Origin of the sequence: Streptosporangium roseum DSM 43021 (genome assembly GCF_000024865.1) — a bacterium.
GTDB lineage: Bacteria > Actinomycetota > Actinomycetes > Streptosporangiales > Streptosporangiaceae > Streptosporangium > Streptosporangium roseum.
Genome location: NC_013595.1, coordinates 5,352,405 through 5,368,574 on the forward strand (window position 1 = coordinate 5,352,405; position 16,170 = coordinate 5,368,574).

Below are 16,170 nucleotides of genomic sequence, written 5' to 3' on the forward strand. Positions count from 1 at the left end.
GCACCAGCTCCCGGCGCCTGCCGTCGGAAAGCAGGAAGAAGCCGTTCATCGTGGGCCGCTCCGGGTCTGAATCGCCTTGTGCAGCGTATCGGCCGCCACGACCGCGGGCACGGCCAGCGCCGCCAGCGCCCAGCCTGCGGGTGAAGGGAACGAACCGCCGAGCAGGCTGGTCAGCGGCGGGAGACCGAGGAAGATCAGCAGTAACACGACTTCGATCGCGACCGCCCACAGCAGGAGGGGATTACCCGTCCACCGCAGGTGCCCGGCCCAGCGGGTCTCGCTGCGGCAGGCGAAGGCGTTGGCGAGCTGGCCCAGGACCACGGCGGCGAAAGCCGTACCCGAGGCCGCGGCGAGCAGTTCCGGGGACGGCTCGGCGCCGAACACCCACCCGCCCAGCATCAGCACCGTGACAAAACCGGCCATCTCTACGACGGCCTCCGCAGGCCCGAGGACCCCGAACACCCGGCGGAGCAGGCGGCGGTCCACCAGCGAACCCGCCCGCGCGGGACCGTGCATGGTCTGCGGGTTGGGCGGTTCTGCGCCGAGAGCGAGGGCGGGCAGCAGATCGGTGCCGATGTCGAGGGCCAGCACCTGCAGCACGGTGAGCGCGAGCGGAATCGTGCCGCCGCTGAGCGCCCAGACGACGAACGGGGTGAGCTCGGCCACATTGTCGGTCAGGTGGTAGGTGAGAAACCTGCGGATATTGGCGTAGGTGGCCCGTCCGAGCTCCACCGCCGTGACAATGGTTGCGAAATGGTCATCCAGCAGGATCAGGTCCGCCGCCTCGCGGGCGACATCGGTGCCCGAGGCGCCCATGGCCACCCCGATGTCGGCTTCGCGCAGCGCGGGTCCGTCGTTGACTCCGTCCCCGGTCATCGCCACCACGTGCCCGCGTCCGCGTAACGCGCGGGCGATGCGCAGCTTGTCCTCCGGCGTCGCCCTGGCGACCACGGCCCCGTCGCGGTCGAGCAACGCGCCGAGGGCGTCGTCGGTCCCGGGCAGCTCGGCGCCGGTGACCACGAGCCCCTCCGGCCCGAGCAGGCCGACCTTTTCCGCGATCGCGCGGGCCGTACCGGGATGGTCTCCGGTGATCATGGCCAAATTGATCCCCGCCAGGCGGCACTTTTCGATCGCCTCGGCCACATCCTCGCGCGGCGGATCCTCCAGGCCTACGAGGCCGAGCAGTGTCAGATCCCGCTCCGCCTCCGCGGCGGTGGAAACCGCCGGAGCGGTCCGGCGGGCGACAGCCAGGACGCGAAGCCCGTGCCGGCTCATGTCCTCCAGCGCCTGTTCCGCTCCCGCCACGGCTGCGCACAGCGGCAGAACCGAGTCTGGGGCGCCCTTGACATGGAGCACGCCGTCGGCGACTACCGAGGAGCGGCGGCGGACGGGATCGAATGGGAAGCGTCTGGTGACCGCCACATCCTCCCCCGATCCAGCGCGCAGTGCCAGCGCGTGCAGAGCCACCTCCATGGGGTCACCGACCGGTTTCCGATGGCCATTCATGCGGACCAGCCGTCCGGTCGAGCTGAGCATGGCGGAGCGCATGATCTCCGCGGCCGACGCCGGTTCGGCAAGGTCGAGGACACCGCCCGGAGCCCACACCTGTACGACGGCCATCTCGTTGCGGGTAAGGGTTCCGGTCTTGTCCGTGCAGATGAACGTGGTCGAGCCCAGTGTCTCCACAGCTTCCAGGTGGCGGACCAGTGCCTTCTGGGCGGCCATCCGCTGCGCCGACCGCGCCAGCGACAACGTGACCGTGGGCAGCAGCCCTTCGGGGACCAGTGCCACCGTGACTCCGAGAGCGAACAGGAAGCCTGTCGAAGGGGCCATGCCGAGCAGCAGGGACAGGGCGAAGAACACCACGCCGACGCCGAGCGCGATCGCGGCGACCATCTGGACGACCCGCCCGAGCTGGCGGGCGAGCGGGCTCGGCGGCCGGGTCGTGCCATGGGTGAGCGCGGCCACGCCGGCCAGCCGGGTGCGCGTGCCCGTTGCTGTCACGACGCCGACCGCCTCCCCTTCGACCACGAAGGTCCCAGCGAAGACCGTGGCCCCTTCACAAGGCCGGAGCGGGACGCTCTCTCCCGTCAGCATCGACTCGTTGACCGCCAGCGCGTGCACCTCGACCAGAGCCAGGTCGGCCGAGATCCGGTCGCCTGCCTCCAGCAGCACAACGTCGCCCACGACCAGATCCGCGGCGTTCACCATCATGCGGTGTCCGTCCCGGACGACCCTGACGTCGGCGGGGATCAGTTCCCGCAGGCGCTGCCCGGCCTTGTCCGCGCGATACTCCTGGACGAAGGCGAACGCGCCGTTCAGCACCACCACCACGACGATGGCCAGCGCCAGCTGAGGCATACCCGCCAGAAGCGCCAATCCCGCCGCCATCCACAGCATCAGCGCGAAGAAGTGGACCATCTCCCGGAGCAGCAGCACGGCCGCCGGCGCCCGCCGACCGGCCGGCAGCATGTTCGCTCCCCCTTCGGCGAGGCGTCGCGCCGCCTCCGCGGAGGTCAGTCCCGACCGTGCCGGGGACATAGCCAACATGCCTTCACGCTGCCGAGCGGAGGTGTCGCCGACATAGAGGAGACCGTCCCACAGGGGTGGGACCTTCGGCTCTGTCAGCGTCGTCACAGAGCATCGACAGTGAAGGGGAAGGGCATGCGCACGTGAGGACGGCCCTCGGCGGTGCAGCGCAGGCTAGTGAGCGCCGCGAACACGGCACAGCGATACGAACAGTCGTTCGATCGGAGGTTCTTCCCATGGAAGCCAAACAGTGGACCGTGCAGGTTTACATCACCGAAGAGGGCGATGACACCTCCGCCCGGGCAGTCCTGTCCACCAGGGACAAGACTCGCATAACCGGGGTGGGACACGCGCGTCGCAACCCGGCCGATCAGCCGGCACCCGAGATCGGCGACGAGCTCGCGGTCGCCCGCGCGCTGAGCGACCTGGGCAACAGGCTGCTCACCGTCACCTCGGAGGACATCGCCCAGTTCACCGGCCCCACCTCGTGGTGAACGCCTCTCACGTCGTGCAGGCCGGATCAGCACGACCGGGGCATCCGCGCCCGGGCGGAACGGGAAAGGGAGAGGAAAGGGAAGAGCCATGAAAGCAGAGGTCGGGGACCGGTTGATCGTCGAAAGCACCCACCTGGGTGAGCCGCGCCGGATCGGCATCATCACCGCGTTGCACCACGCCGACGGTTCGCCGCCCTATGACGTGCACTGGCTTGACCAGGAACACGATGTCATGATCTTTCCAGGGCCGGACGCCCGCATCGAGCGCCGGCACACGGAACCCGGGACATCCTGATCGGGGCACCGGAACGGTCACATCGTTCCCGTGGCGGTGGCGCGCGGGTCGACCGTCTTGGGGCCCGCTCGCCGCCCGGACGGGTTCGGGAACGCGCTCAGGCGCCGCCGACCCGTTCGACGGCGATTCCACCCGGCTGCAGCGGCAGACGCCGACCGGTCACCTGCCGAGCCGTCAGGCGGACGAACACCGGCTCGGCCACGGCTACCCAGGTGGCGGGTAGTTCCTCCAGGCGTCGCACCTGGTCGGGGTCGGTGATGATTTCACCGACGCCGACCAGCAGCACGCTCCAGCCCACGCGTAGCGCAGGTTCTATGTCGTCGGCCTCGAACGACAAGGGACCGCCTCGGTGCACAGCGTCAAGTTTGCCTCCTCGTGAGGACGTGAACACGACACCGTCGTGGTCCACCACGAAGTTGACCGGCAGCACCACCACTTCACCGCTCGGGGCCGACCATGCGACCCGGCCGACTTTGACGGTCCGCAGCAACGCCATGCAGGTGTCGCGGTCCAGAACCTCGGTCTGACCGCCACCTGTGAACGACGTCGTGTCCTTCGCGTGCATCGTCGCGTCCTCCCCCTGGCGGCTCCTCCTCGAAGGGCCGCCCCAAAGAACGACTCGTGACCGTTTCTCTTCACCTCCACCGTAACGGCCGGTGGAGCCGGTGGAGATCGTGGCCGCTACGCACGCCCGATCCGAACATGCGATCTCGGATCCGCCGTCCGCCACCGTCCCTCATGACCTGGCCTTTCCCGGGACGGGCCGACCGGACCGGATCGGTCGCCCAGGTGCCGTCGAGAAGCTCACCCGTCATGCGATGACGTCCAGACCGGTAGCCGCAGGCCGCTCGGCCCGCAGCACACTGCCGACGACGTCACCGTCGACGGTCTCGTGTTCCACCAGGATCGCCGCGAGCCGGTGGAGAGCGCCGCGGTGAGCACGCAGCAGGTCGATCGCGCGCTTCTCGGCCTCGCCGAGAAGCCGGGCCACTTCTTCGTCGATGATCTTCTGGGTCCGCTCGGAGTACGGCTTGCGCCGGAAGTCCTCCATGTCCTCGCCGAGGTACTGAGGGCTGGCCGAGGAGTAGCCGACCGGGCCGAGTGCAGGCGACAGGCCGAAGTCGCGCACCATGCGAGTGGCGATCTGCGTGGCGGCCGCCAGGTCGTTGGCGGCGCCGGTGGAGCCTTCGCCGAGGACGACCAGTTCCGCGGCCCGTCCGCCGAGCCGTACGGCGAGCAGGTCGGCCAGGTAACTCTCGCTGTAGAGGTGCCGCTCGGCTTCGGGCAGCTGCTCGGTGACGCCGAGCGTCAGACCGGCGGGAAGGATGGTCACCTTCGCGACCGGGTCGGCGTGCTCACACAACGTGGCGAGCAGAGCATGCCCGGACTCGTGCACGGCCACCGCGTGGCGCTCTTGCGGAAGCAGGGCGTTGGAGGTCTCCCGGCGGCCGAGCAGCACCCGGTCGCGTGCCGCGTCGAGGTCATGGGCGTCGATGGTCGTGCGGTCCGCCCTGACGGCGTTGATGGCGGCCTCGTTGACGAGGTTGGCCAGGTCGGCGCCGGAGAACCCCGGTGTGCCACGAGCGATCACACCGAGATCGACGTCCGGGGCAAGATGCTTTCCGGCCGCGTGAACGGCCAGGATCGCCGCCCGCTCGACCTGGTTGGGCAGCGGCACGGTCACCTGCCGGTCGAAGCGGCCGGGACGCAGCAGGGCCGGATCAAGGGTCTCCGGCCGGTTCGTCGCGGCCAGGACGACGATTCCGCTGCTCTGATCGAAGCCGTCCATCTCGGCCAGCAGCTGGTTGAGCGTCTGCTCGCGTTCGTCGTTGCCGCCGGTGACCGCCCCGCCTCGGCGTCCGCCGATGGCGTCGATCTCGTCGATGAAGACGATGGAGGGCGCGCGTCTGCGCGCTTCGTCGAAGAGGTCGCGGACCCGCGAGGCGCCCACGCCGACGAACATCTCCACGAACGCCGAACCGGTGACCGACAGGAACGGTACGGCTGCTTCCCCGGCCACGGCGCGCGCGATGAGCGTCTTTCCCGTCCCGGGAGGGCCCACCATGATCACGCCTCGGGGTGGCTTCGCGCCCGCCGCCGCGTACCGCTCGGGGGCGCGCAGGAAGTCCACGACCTCGCTGATCTCCTGCTTGACGCCGTCATAACCGGCGACGTCGCCGAACCGGGTCGTCGGCCGCTCCGCCTCGATGATTTTCGCTCGTGATCGGCCGAACCCTCCGATACCGCCGGCGAGGGATTGCTGAGCCTTCCGTCCGCTCCACATGAACAGGCCGATGAGCAGCGCCAACGGCAGGAAGCTGATGAGGATCGACCCCAGGGAGCCTTCGGAGCGGGTCGCGGTGATCTGAACATGGTTGGACTGAAGCTGGGCGTCCAGCCGGCCGACGTTGAGGGCTGTGGGAATCTGGGTGGTGAACCTCGCACCGTTCTTCAGGTCGCCGGACACCGCCCCATGATCGTCGATCGTCACCGCCTTGACCTGCCCGGCATTCACCTTGGCCACGAAGTCGCTGTAGGAGTACGGCGTGGCCGCCGACCCGGTGAACATGATGGGTATCAGCAGCCACGACAGGAAGATCAGCGTCGCCGCGGGCAGCAGCCAGCTCCGCCAGCCGGACGGCGGCGGATTCGTCGGCGGAGGTGGGGGCTCGTTCGGCGGCCCTGGCTTCGCTTTACCCGTCATGTGCCGGCCGCACAGCCGAACTCGCGTGATCATCAGCCGGTCTCCCCATCGGTTTCCCTGCTCACCGCCAGTTTTCAACCACACGACAGAGGTGCAGCAGGGCCGAAAGGCCCGAAGACCAGGACGGAAGGCCCCTCCGCAGGCCGACGCCCTCACCCGGTCATCGATACGGTCTGTCACCGACCGCCCGATTCATAGGCCATGGCCGGGGGAGGAATCAGGCATGGGGGAGTCTGTCCCACTCATCCGAGCCGGCATCCGAAACGGGCGCCACCCGCTCATCCCGGCCTGGATCGCCTGGATGGCAGACCCGGACGTGGAGGCATCATCGATGAGAGCATGGGCGCAGATCAAGGAGACGCATATCGGCGTCGTGGTTCTCCTCGGAGATCACGCTTTCAAACTGAAGAAACCGGTGAATTTCGGCTTCGTGGACTTCACCACCCGGCAGGCGCGGGAGAGGATCTGCCATGAGGAGGTGGAGCTGAACCGGCGGCTGGCCCCGGATGTCTACGAGGGAGTCGCCGACGTGCTCGGCACGGATGGGCAGGTCTGTGAGCATCTCGTTGTGATGCGGCGTATGCCCGAAGAACGCCGCCTCGCCGCCATGATCGATTCAGGGAAACCGGTCGAGGAACACCTGCGGCAGATCGCCCGGATGGTCGCGAGCATGCACGGGCGCTCCCGCCACAGCCCCCAGATCGACCAGCAGGGAAGCGGGCAGGCGCTACGTTCACGGTGGAGCGCGAGCTTCGATCAGGTCCGAGCACTTCCCGAGCCGGTCCTCGGCCCCGAGGTCGTCGGGGAGATCGAACGGCTCACGCTGCGCTTCCTCGACGGTCGCGGTCCCCTGTTCACCGCACGTATCGATGAGGGCCGCATCGTGGACGGCCATGGTGACCTGCTCGCAGAGGACATCTTCTGCCTGGACGACGGGCCACGGATTTTGGACTGCCTGGAGTTCGACGAACGGCTGCGCTTTGTCGACGGCCTTGACGACGTGGCTTTCCTGGCCATGGACTTGGAACGGCTGGGGGCGCCGCGGCTGGCGGAGGTGTTCTTGCACCAGTACACCGAGTTCACCGGCGACCCCGCGCCGCCCTCGCTGTGGCATCACTATGTCGCCTACCGGGCTTTCGTCCGCGCCAAGGTCGCCTGCTTGCGGCGCGGGCAGGGAGACTCCGGTGCCGCCTGGGAGGCTCGCCGGTTCGCCGATCTCACACTGCGCCACCTGCAGGCAGGCACGGTACCTCTGATTCTCGTCGGCGGTGCCCCGGGAGCCGGCAAATCGACCCTGGCCGCTGCCCTCGCCGACCGTCTCGGTTACACGGTGCTGAACAGCGACCGCGTCCGCAAGGAAATGGCCGGCATCTCGCCTGACCAGTCCGCCTCCGCTCCCTTCGGCGAAGGCATCTACGACCCTGAACACACCGAACGCACCTACGACGAGTTGCTGTCGCGAGCCGGGAAGCTGCTTGAGCGCGGAGAGCCGGTCATCCTCGACGCCTCATGGGGCGGCGCCGGGCACCGGGCAGCGGCCGATCGCGTCGCCCAGCGCACCTCCAGCGACCTGGTGGCCTTGCGTTGCACCGCTCTGCCGCAGGTCGCCGCCGAGCGCCTCGCCCGCCGTACCGGTGCCGTCTCAGACGCCGATCAGGCGATCGGCGCGGCCGTGGCGGCGAGGATGGCCCCTTGGCCCGACGCGGTCGAGATCGACACCAGCGCATCTCCGGAACAGGCGCTGGAGCGGGCGTTGGCGGTGATCAACGCTTCTCCGGCCCCTGTTTCCTGGCGGTTCCGGCGCCCTCAGATGGAACCCGACTGATCATTCGCATCGTTCGGGTAAAAACGGGCCTGACGGAAACGTATGACTGCCTTGGCTCACCGAGCTGCTGGGCACAGAAGTTACGCATGCCACCGGAAGGACCCGGGAATCGCCACGTGGATCTTCCCATCCCCTGCAGCCGGGCAGCGCAGTTAGGTCAGCGGCACACTCCACATCAGGCAGGTGCCGCCCCCTGGGCGAGATTCGACCGTGAAAGAGCCGTCGAGGCGTTCGGCCCGGTCCTGGAGATTGCGCAGCCCGCTGCGCCGGCCGCCCTCCGGCACCCCCAGCCCGTCGTCGATGACGGTGAGGACGAGCCGGTCCTCACCCGCCTCGACCGCCACCTCGACCTTGGAGGCCCGGGCGTGACGCACGACGTTGGACAGCGCCTCCCTCAGCACGGCCAGCAACTGCTCGGCGACCTGGTCCGGCACCATGGCGTCGAGGCGGCCTTCCATGGTCAGAGCCGGCATGAAGCCCAGGTGGCCTCGGGCGCCCTCTACCAGTCCTGTGATCTGCGCGCGCAGCCCCTCCGCACCGTCTTCCGAAGAGATCTGCAGGGCGAAAATGGTCGAGCGGATCTGCCGGATGGTCGCATCCAGCTCATCGATCGAGGTTTGCAGCCGAGCCGAGGCCTCCGGTCTGTCGACCAGCCGCACCGTGCTCATCAGCGTCATCGCCACGGCGAACAATCTTTGGATCACCACGTCATGCAGATCCTTGGCGATCCGGTCGCGATCTTCCAGCAGCCCCAGCCGCTCGGCGTCCATCCGGCTCTCGGCCAGCTCCAACGCGATCGCGGCCTGCCCGGCGAAGGCGTGCAGGGTATGCAACTCCGCCTGGCTGAACGGCAGCCGGCCCGAGCGCTTGCCCAGCGACAGCACGCCGCGCACGCTGCCCGGCGCGCCGATCGGCACCACGGCCACCGGTCCCAGCGAGACGTAGTCGGCGATCGCGATCGGCACCTCGGCCTCGGCCGGATCAGCCACCATCAACGGCTCACCGCTGGTGAACGCTCGGCCCGCCAAAGAGTCGGCGACCGGCGCCTGCGCACAGGCCACCTCCTCACAGGCCAGCCCATCGGCGATCACCGCCTGCAGGATGCGCCCGCTGTCATCGGGCAACAGCACCGCCACCACGTCGGCGCCGGCCATCTCCCGCGCACGCCGGGCGATCAACGTGAGCACCTGTCCCGGCTCGGCCCCCGACAGCAAGCTGGTGGTGACCTCCGCTGAGGCCTGCAGCCAGCGCTCCCGGCGGCGGCTGTCGGCATACAATCGGGCGTTTTCGATGGCCACGCCCGCCGCCGCGGCCAGCGCGGTGACGATCGCCTCATCCTCGGCGTCGAACTCCCCTCCGCCGCGCTTCTCGGTCAGGTAGAGGTTGCCGAAGGCCTCCTCCCGCACCCGGATCGGCACCCCCAGAAATGCCCCCATCGGCGGATGCCCCGGCGGGAACCCGTATGACGCAGGGTGATCGCTGATGTGGGCCAGCCGCAGCGGCCGCGGCTCCTTGATCAGCAAACCCAGCAGGCCCAGGCCGTGCGGCCAGTGCTCGATCCGGGCGATCTCCTGCTCGCTCAGCCCCACCGGGATGAACTGCACCAGCGTGTTGTGCTCCCCCACCGCTCCCAGCGCCCCGTAGGTGGCATCGACCAACATGGTGGCGGTCTCCACGATCCGGCGCAGCACCGTCTCCAGATTCAGATCGCTGCCCACCACCACGACCGCGTTCAACAGTGCGTGCACCCGGTCCCGGGTGGCCAGCACCGCCTCCAGCCGCATCTGCAGCTCCGACAGGAGCTCATCCAGCCGCATGCTCGGCAGCAATGCGCCGGGCTCGACCTGTGCCATACCTATGAGTTTCGCATCCGAACAGTTGAACGCCCGGCCCGACACCAGGTCGGGCGTTGAACCGGCTGTTTGCAGGATCGGATCGCCGTACCGGCCGGGTGCGCCCCGTCGGCCACCGCGCCCCTGAAGGGGGCGTGGTCCCCTTCCTTCACCTTGATGGACAGCGGCACCGATCTTGTTCAAGGAGCCGGTCCGTGACAGCCGGGCGCCCCCGGCGTTGCCGAGCGAAAGCGCTGAACAGGTTTTATGCGGTGGTCGAAAGACCCGGTAATCGAGGACCTCCGGCCTCTGCCCCGCCGATCCCGATGGCGGTGAGATGAAGGGGTGAGGAGCCCGGCGACAACTGAGCGGGCGGGGCTTCCCCATCGCCCGCAATCCGGACAGCCACGAAGCCATACAGGCTCTCGGCCGGGCCCACGTGCGAGTGAAGGAGGTTCAGCGATGCGCGTTGAGGTCAAGGATGTCATGACCACGCAGGTGTCCTCGGTCAACGGCAGCACTCCGTTCAAGGACGTCGCAGAAGTGCTCATCGCTCACGGCGTCAGCGCACTGCCTGTCGTCGACGGCGAAGGACACGTCATCGGAGTCGTCTCCGAAGCGGATCTCCTCCGTAAGGAGGAGTTCCGGGAGCGGTACTACCGCGAGGGGTACCGGCCGCCGCTACGCGCCCGGCTGCGCCACCGGCTGAGCCAGGAGGGCACCGACGGCGGCAAAGCCCATGGAGACACCGCCGCGCAGCTCATGACCGCCCCTGCGGTCACGATCGGGCCACGCGCCTCGATCGTGACGGCGGTACGGCTCATGGAGGAGCACGGCGTCAAAAGACTGCCCGTGGTAGACGACGCCGGCCTTCTCGAAGGCATCGTCAGCCGCCGTGACCTGCTGAAGGTCTTCGTCCGCCGGGACGCAGACATCGCCGATGAGGTGCGCGAGGAGATCCTCCGGCGCACCCTGTGGCCGCAGCCCAACGACGCCACCGCCACCGTCGCCCAGGGGATCGTCACGCTGACCGGGCGCATGCACCGGCGCAGTGACGCCCAGTTCGCAGCGCGGATGGCCGGCCGGGTGAACGGGGTCGTCGACGTGATAGACAACCTGCAATGGGATCAAGACGACACCCCGGTCTGGACAGGGCGGTAAAGATACCGGCCCGCCACGGTGTGGCGGAGCTACGCGAGCACGCCGTGCCCGCATCGGACATCGACCACCGTGGCCGGGTCCTCTCAGACACGAAGGGACGGGGTCTCCGTCTGATCGTCGTGACCGTAGGTGGCGTCGACCTGTAGATCCACCACGCCTTTGATCCGGCGGCCGGCTTCGGTGAGCTGGGCGATCTGCGAGCGCCGGGCCAGTCTGCCCCCGACGCGTACCACGCCGTCGTCCACCGTGATCGCCAGCGTCCGCGTGTCCAGGTGCAGGCGTGCGATGGCCGCGGCCACGTCCGCCAGGATGTCGGGCGCCCACCGACTGAAGACCTTCAGCAGGTCGACCTGGTGCACAGTGCCGGTGATCTTCCCGCTGGTGGGGTCGATCACCGGTAACTGCTTGATCCGATGATCGCGCATCAGCCGGGCCGCCTCCCGGATCGGGGTTTCCGCGCTGACCGTCAATGCCGGACTGGTCATGATCTCCTGGGCGGTCAGCCCGGCGGTTGCCTCGGGCTCCTGGCGCCGCCGGCGGCCCTCGAAAAGAGGCTCGCCGTAAGAGGTACCCGTCTCCTTCGACAGCAGGTCGTCTTCCGACACCATCCCGACCGGGCGTCCGTCGGTGTCGATCACGGCGACGGCGTTCACCTTGAAGCGGCGCATGGTCGCCATCAGCTCGGTGCACGTCGCTTGCCGGTGAACCGCGATGGCTACCACACCCATGACGTCTTTCACCTGCGTCACCATGATCTGTTCCTTGTCTTCGTATCGGTGACGATGCTCTGATCAGCCTTCGGAAGCATGGGAGGCGGAAAGTGGGGCCTTGGCCTGCGGTGGGTTTTCCTTCAGGACAGGGACGACCGCGACGGCACAGAACGCATGCTGAAGGATCGAGGCGGTCACCGAGCCGAGCCTGCCGTGCCCGCGTGCGCCGCCGACCACCATCAAAGCGGCCTCCTTCGACAGATCTGACAGGGCGTCTTTGGGTGATGCGGCGACAAAGTAGGTGCGCACCGACACCGTGGGATGGTCGGCCTGCCAGGGCTGCAACCGCTCCAGCATGTCGTCCTCGGCCGCCTCCGTGACGGCCCGCGTGTCGGGCACCAGCGGCATCGGCGCGCTCCACGCCATCGGCTGCAGGTGTCCGGCGTGCACCGCGACCAGGGGCAGCCTCCGGATGTCGGCCTCGGCGAAGGCGAACTCGATCGCCGCGTCGGGCGTGTGCCCGGTCATGCCCACCACCACGGCCCCGCGGTGGCGCGGGACGGGGATCGGGCCGGGCCCGCGCACGACGATCACCGGGCAGCGCGCGTGCGCCGCCACGTAGCCGGCCACCGACCCCACAACGGTCCTGGCCAGGGCGCCCATGCCGCGCGAGCCCACCACGACCAGCTCCGCGCGGGCCGACAGCTCCACCAGCCGCTCGGCGGCGGCCCCCTCGTACAGATCGACGGCGACGTCGGTGATCGTGCTGCACGAGCGGGCGCAGTCACCCCCGTGGTACAGCACGTGCTCGGCGGCTTTGCGCAGGTGGCCTCTGGCCTCCTCGTCGGCCTCGCCGTACGGCCACCGCCACGCGTGGGTCACCGTCAGCGGCAGCTTCCTCAGCTCGGCCTCGTCCATCGCCCACTCCAGGGCCTGCATGGAGAAGTCGGAGCCGTCATAGCCGACGACGATGCCGTGGGAATCAGTCATCGCTTCCACCTCCCTTCTCAGGATCGGCGGCAGAGGCCTCAGCGTGGCAGGGCGGAAGGTCCCACCGGCGTGGGACCTTCCGCCCTGATTCCCGCTATGGCCCTGGTCGGAGGGTGTGGGGCCGCCATGCCTGGCCGGGCGGATGGGACGGCGAAGGCCGCCGGCTCCGTGTGCCGAGGCACGACGGCCATGACCGCCGGGGCGGCCGCGGTGAGAGGTGTGGGACCTTCGCCCCTACCTGGCAGGGAACGGCCCGGCAAGTATGGAGGGCAGGAACCGCGGCCGCATGAGGCGGTCACAGGGTTCCATACGGCCCCGGGTCCGGCTGCCGCGACCAGGGCGTCGACCCGGTGCGGGCGAACCTGAGGTGGTGACCGTGGCAGATCCCATCGTCGTCGGTGTCGACGGGTCGGCGTCCTCGCTGCAGGCCGTGGCCTGGGCGGCGCGAGAAGCCGCGCTGAGGAGTGCACCGCTCCGTATCGTGCATGTCGCTCTTCGCTGGGCTTATGACGTGCCTCTTGTCCCGCAGCCTGCGCACTGGGGCCCGGACATGGAAGCCGCCTCCCGACAACTGCTGCGCCAAGCCGCCGAGCGGGCCCGCGCCGATGCTCCTGCGGTGACGGTCACCACCGAAATCCTCGACGGCGCCGCCGCTGAGGCGATCGCCGCCGCAGCCGAGTCCGCGCAGCTGATCGTGGTCGGCAGCCGGGGCCGCGGTGGATTCGCCGGGCTGCTGCTGGGCTCGGTCAGCGGTGACCTCGCCGTCCGGTCCCCCTGCCCTGTCGTGATCGCAGGCCGGCCGCAGGCCGGCCACGGCACTGAGATCGTCGTCGGTGTCGCCGGACGTCCTGGCCAGGATCCCGTTGTGCGGTTCGCCTTCGAGGAGGCGGTCCTGCGCCGGCTTCCGCTTCGGGCCGTGCACGCGTGGACCCATCCGGCTGTCAGAGGCCCCGGCGACATGCAGCCACTGGTCTACGACGTCGAAAGCGTCGGTCAGGAGGAGGCACGCCTGCTGGCCGAGTCACTCGCCGGCTGGCGAGAGAAGTTTCCCGACGTGACCTTCGTGGAGCACGTGGTGCACGAGCATCCGGCCAAGGCGCTCAGCGACGCCTCACCGTCTGCCGCGCTGGTCGTCGTGGGCGCTCCCGGTCGAACCTCGCTCTTCGGGTCGACCGCCCACGCCCTGCTCCACCACGCCCAGGCTCCTGTTGCCGTCATCCCTTACAGGGGGCAGATCTGACCTGCGGGGATGCGGGTCAGTCCTTGTCGGGGAACACCGGCAGGCCGCTGCGCGTCTCCAGGCGTGGTCGCCGCCCAGCTCATAGGTCTTGTTCTCGTGCCCGTCACCGGTCAGCACCGCGACGGCAGCGGCCGCGTGGTCGGCGCGGTAGGCGCGGATCGGCGCGGCGGTCAGCTCGCCGATGTCCTCGCCGTGGTGGGCGGTGACCGTGGCGAGCTGCTGGTGCTGGTGCTCTCGCGCTCGGCAGTCAGGATGGCTGGACTTCGTCGAAGAGGGCGAGGGCTTGGGTGGGGTCCGGGCTCACGAGGCGTTCCAGACCGGCCGTCGTGATCTTCGCCCACCTGCCGGCCCGTGCCCACATCTGTTCCTCGAAGGCGTGGACGGCCTTGTCCAGATCGCCAGGGTCGGGGGCGGCGGCGACGGACTCGGCGAGTTCGGCGCCTTCCAGCATCGCGAGGTTCGCGCCCACCCCCAATGGGGGCATCAGGTGGGCGGCGTCGCCCAGTAGCGTCACCCCGGGGACGTGAGCCCAGGTGTGGGACACGGGCAGGACGTAGAGGGGACGGTGGACGAAAGCGGTGCCGTGGCGGAGGAGGTCGAGGACGGGAGCGGCCCAGCCGTCGAACAGAGCCAGCAGGCTTGATCGCACGGCCTCGACGTCGGCCAGGTCCAGGCCCGCGTCCAGGCCCGCGCGCCGGTTCAGGCCCGTATGCCGGTCCAGGTTCGTGTGCCAGTCCAGTGGCGCGCGGAACTGGGCGTACACCTTGACGTGGCCGCCGCTGTTGCGCTGGGCGACGAGGTTGCGGTTCACGCCGCACACGGCCATGGAACCGTCGCCGATCAGCCGGGCGAGGTCGGGGTGGCGGGTGTCGACGTCGTCCAGGGAGGTCTCGACCATGGTGATGCCGGTGTAGTGCGGCGTCGTGGCCGAGACTGCCGGGCGGACCCGGGACCAGGCGCCGTCCGCGCCGACCACGAGGTCGAACGTCTCCTGTCGCCCGTCCGCGAAATGGACCAGCACGCCGTCCCGGGTTCCCGGCACTACCTCCGTCACGCCCCTCCCCCACTGAACGTCGAGGGGGCCGAGCAGCAGGTCACGGAGGTGCCCGCGGTCGATCTCGGGATTGGCCCGGTCATCCGGGCGGGGTTGCCAGTCGCGAAGGACGGTCCCGTCCACCTCCAGGATGCGCATGGCCTGCCCCTCGGGACGGGACAGTGCCTGGAACTCCGCCAGCAGCCCCGCCTTGCCCAGCGCGAGCTGGCCCATCCCTTCGTGCAGGTCGAGCATGCCGCCCGGGGGACGGGCGTCGGGGGCGGGATCGCGTTCGAAGATGGTGACGGGGTGGCCGTGGCGGTGCAGGACGCGGGCGAAGGTGAGGCCGGCGGGGCCGCCCCCGATCACGGCGATACGATGTCTCATGTCGATACACTGTATTTTACTATTACGGTGTATCGCAACAGTACAATGTAACCATGACTGTGTGGGACCGGCCGGAGCCGCCGACTCGCCCCGTGCCGCTCGACCGGGAGCGAATCGTTGCCGCCGCCATCGCGCTGGCCGACGAGGGCGGGCTGGAGGCGGTGTCGTTGCGCAAGGTCGCCGCCCGGCTGGACGTCGGCCCGATGCGGCTGTACGGATACATCTCCACCAAGGAGGAGCTGTTCGACCTCATGGTGGACGAGGTCCACGCCGAGATCCTCCCCGAGGAGCGGCCCGGCGACTGGCGGGAGGTGCTGCGCATCCGCGCCCACCGCACCAGGCAGGCCACCCTCCGTCACGAATGGCTGGCCGACCTCCTCGGCGGCCGTCCGACCCTGGGCCCGAACGCCCTCACCGTGACTGAGGCCACGCTGGCCGCCTTCGACGGCCTCGCCGACCTCGACACCGTCATGCGCGCCGTGGAGACTGTCAGCGCCTACTTCGCCGGCGCGATCAGGCGCGAGATCGCGAACCTGCGGGCCGAGCGCGCCACGGGCCTGTCCGAGCGCGACTGGCAGCGCGCCTCCGGTCCGCATGTGAGGAGGATGCTGGCCACGGGCCGCTTCCCGGCGCTGGCCAAGGCCGTGCACGACGGCACGGAGGTGGACGCCGAGGTGTCCTTCTCGACCGGCCTGGACTGGGTCCTCGACGCCGTGGCCGCCAAACTCGCCCGGCCGCCGGCGTGACGCTCAGGATTTCCAGGTGACATCCGTGGCACCGCATGACGCCGCCGGACTGCGCACCCACCTGCTCGACTGATTCAGAGGCAAGCTCTGACGCCGGACGACCGCATCAATCAACTCCGCCATGCCCTGGCCGAACTCATCACCAAACACGGCTGGACCACCCGAGACGGACCCCGCCGACCTGCGGCTCAGCGCTTGTCGAGAGGGCTCGTTGAGATATGACC

Annotated in this window: 13 protein-coding genes; 6 read left to right on the top strand and 7 right to left on the bottom strand. The window is 69.3% G+C overall.

Annotated features, from left to right (window positions below; translation table 11 throughout):
- Positions 1–45: 45 nt before the first annotated feature.
- Positions 46–2,550: a cation-translocating P-type ATPase gene (locus SROS_RS23425; protein WP_043656486.1), complete on the bottom strand. Its 2,505-nt coding sequence runs from the start codon at positions 2,548–2,550 to the stop codon at positions 46–48.
- 215 nt (positions 2,551–2,765) lie between these two features.
- Here SROS_RS23425 and SROS_RS23430 point away from each other — a divergent pair, with 215 nt between their 5' ends.
- Both SROS_RS23430 and SROS_RS23435 read left to right on the top strand, forming a co-directional pair.
- Positions 2,766–3,023, top strand: coding sequence for a DUF1876 domain-containing protein (locus SROS_RS23430; RefSeq protein ID WP_012891390.1), 258 nt, complete (start codon positions 2,766–2,768; stop codon positions 3,021–3,023).
- 88 nt (positions 3,024–3,111) lie between these two features.
- Positions 3,112–3,318 (top strand): DUF1918 domain-containing protein, encoded by a 207-nt coding sequence (locus SROS_RS23435; RefSeq protein WP_012891391.1) that lies wholly within the window; start codon positions 3,112–3,114, stop codon positions 3,316–3,318.
- 97 nt (positions 3,319–3,415) lie between these two features.
- On the opposite strand, the gene SROS_RS23440 is transcribed toward SROS_RS23435, so the two are convergent.
- The gene (locus SROS_RS23440) at positions 3,416–3,883 is read right to left on the bottom strand and encodes a pyridoxamine 5'-phosphate oxidase family protein (RefSeq protein WP_012891392.1); all 468 of its coding nucleotides are present in this window, start codon (positions 3,881–3,883) and stop codon (positions 3,416–3,418) included.
- A 246-nt stretch (positions 3,884–4,129) separates the two neighbouring features.
- Positions 4,130–6,055: an ATP-dependent zinc metalloprotease FtsH gene (gene ftsH / locus SROS_RS23445; RefSeq protein WP_012891393.1), complete on the bottom strand. Its 1,926-nt coding sequence runs from the start codon at positions 6,053–6,055 to the stop codon at positions 4,130–4,132.
- A 268-nt stretch (positions 6,056–6,323) separates the two neighbouring features.
- Here ftsH and SROS_RS23450 point away from each other — a divergent pair, with 268 nt between their 5' ends.
- Positions 6,324–7,847, top strand: coding sequence for a bifunctional aminoglycoside phosphotransferase/ATP-binding protein (locus tag SROS_RS23450; protein ID WP_043656489.1), 1,524 nt, complete (start codon positions 6,324–6,326; stop codon positions 7,845–7,847).
- A gap of 152 nt (positions 7,848–7,999) precedes the next feature.
- On the opposite strand, the gene SROS_RS23455 is transcribed toward SROS_RS23450, so the two are convergent.
- Positions 8,000–9,700, bottom strand: a complete 1,701-nt coding sequence (locus tag SROS_RS23455; protein ID WP_012891395.1) for a sensor histidine kinase — start codon at positions 9,698–9,700, stop codon at positions 8,000–8,002.
- A 441-nt stretch (positions 9,701–10,141) separates the two neighbouring features.
- Between SROS_RS23455 and SROS_RS23460 the strand changes: the two genes are divergently transcribed.
- The gene (locus SROS_RS23460) at positions 10,142–10,840 is read left to right on the top strand and encodes a CBS domain-containing protein (RefSeq protein ID WP_012891396.1); all 699 of its coding nucleotides are present in this window, start codon (positions 10,142–10,144) and stop codon (positions 10,838–10,840) included.
- Between the two features lie 83 nt (positions 10,841–10,923).
- On the opposite strand, the gene SROS_RS23465 is transcribed toward SROS_RS23460, so the two are convergent.
- Both SROS_RS23465 and SROS_RS23470 read right to left on the bottom strand, forming a co-directional pair.
- Positions 10,924–11,592 (bottom strand): CBS domain-containing protein, encoded by a 669-nt coding sequence (locus SROS_RS23465; protein WP_012891397.1) that lies wholly within the window; start codon positions 11,590–11,592, stop codon positions 10,924–10,926.
- Between the two features lie 39 nt (positions 11,593–11,631).
- Complete coding sequence (locus SROS_RS23470) at positions 11,632–12,540, bottom strand: universal stress protein (RefSeq protein ID WP_012891398.1); 909 nt, start codon at positions 12,538–12,540, stop codon at positions 11,632–11,634.
- A gap of 376 nt (positions 12,541–12,916) precedes the next feature.
- Here SROS_RS23470 and SROS_RS23475 point away from each other — a divergent pair, with 376 nt between their 5' ends.
- Positions 12,917–13,780 (top strand): universal stress protein, encoded by an 864-nt coding sequence (locus SROS_RS23475; RefSeq protein WP_169369356.1) that lies wholly within the window; start codon positions 12,917–12,919, stop codon positions 13,778–13,780.
- A 247-nt stretch (positions 13,781–14,027) separates the two neighbouring features.
- Here SROS_RS23475 and SROS_RS23480 read toward each other — a convergent pair whose 3' ends face one another.
- Positions 14,028–15,200 (bottom strand): FAD-dependent oxidoreductase, encoded by a 1,173-nt coding sequence (locus SROS_RS23480; protein ID WP_012891400.1) that lies wholly within the window; start codon positions 15,198–15,200, stop codon positions 14,028–14,030.
- Positions 15,201–15,253: 53 nt separating this feature from the next.
- Between SROS_RS23480 and SROS_RS23485 the strand changes: the two genes are divergently transcribed.
- On the top strand, positions 15,254–15,946 hold the full coding sequence (locus SROS_RS23485; RefSeq protein WP_012891401.1) for a TetR/AcrR family transcriptional regulator: 693 nt from the start codon (positions 15,254–15,256) through the stop codon (positions 15,944–15,946).
- The last annotated feature ends 224 nt before the right edge of the window (positions 15,947–16,170 follow it).

Excerpts from the sequence above, each read along its gene's own strand:
- SROS_RS23485 (WP_012891401.1), top strand. The coding sequence starts at position 15,254 with ATGACTGTGTGGGACCGGCCGGAGCCGCCGACTCGCCCCGTGCCGCTC.
- SROS_RS23450 (WP_043656489.1), top strand. The coding sequence starts at position 6,324 with ATGGCAGACCCGGACGTGGAGGCATCATCGATGAGAGCATGGGCGCAG.
- SROS_RS23440 (WP_012891392.1), bottom strand. The coding sequence starts at position 3,883 with ATGCACGCGAAGGACACGACGTCGTTCACAGGTGGCGGTCAGACCGAG.
- SROS_RS23430 (WP_012891390.1), top strand. The coding sequence starts at position 2,766 with ATGGAAGCCAAACAGTGGACCGTGCAGGTTTACATCACCGAAGAGGGC.
- SROS_RS23460 (WP_012891396.1), top strand. The coding sequence starts at position 10,142 with ATGCGCGTTGAGGTCAAGGATGTCATGACCACGCAGGTGTCCTCGGTC.
- SROS_RS23470 (WP_012891398.1), bottom strand. The coding sequence starts at position 12,540 with ATGACTGATTCCCACGGCATCGTCGTCGGCTATGACGGCTCCGACTTC.
- SROS_RS23425 (WP_043656486.1), bottom strand. The coding sequence starts at position 2,550 with ATGTTGGCTATGTCCCCGGCACGGTCGGGACTGACCTCCGCGGAGGCG.
- SROS_RS23465 (WP_012891397.1), bottom strand. The coding sequence starts at position 11,592 with ATGGTGACGCAGGTGAAAGACGTCATGGGTGTGGTAGCCATCGCGGTT.
- SROS_RS23435 (WP_012891391.1), top strand. The coding sequence starts at position 3,112 with ATGAAAGCAGAGGTCGGGGACCGGTTGATCGTCGAAAGCACCCACCTG.
- ftsH (WP_012891393.1), bottom strand. The coding sequence starts at position 6,055 with ATGATCACGCGAGTTCGGCTGTGCGGCCGGCACATGACGGGTAAAGCG.
- SROS_RS23480 (WP_012891400.1), bottom strand. The coding sequence starts at position 15,200 with ATGAGACATCGTATCGCCGTGATCGGGGGCGGCCCCGCCGGCCTCACC.
- SROS_RS23455 (WP_012891395.1), bottom strand. The coding sequence starts at position 9,700 with ATGGCACAGGTCGAGCCCGGCGCATTGCTGCCGAGCATGCGGCTGGAT.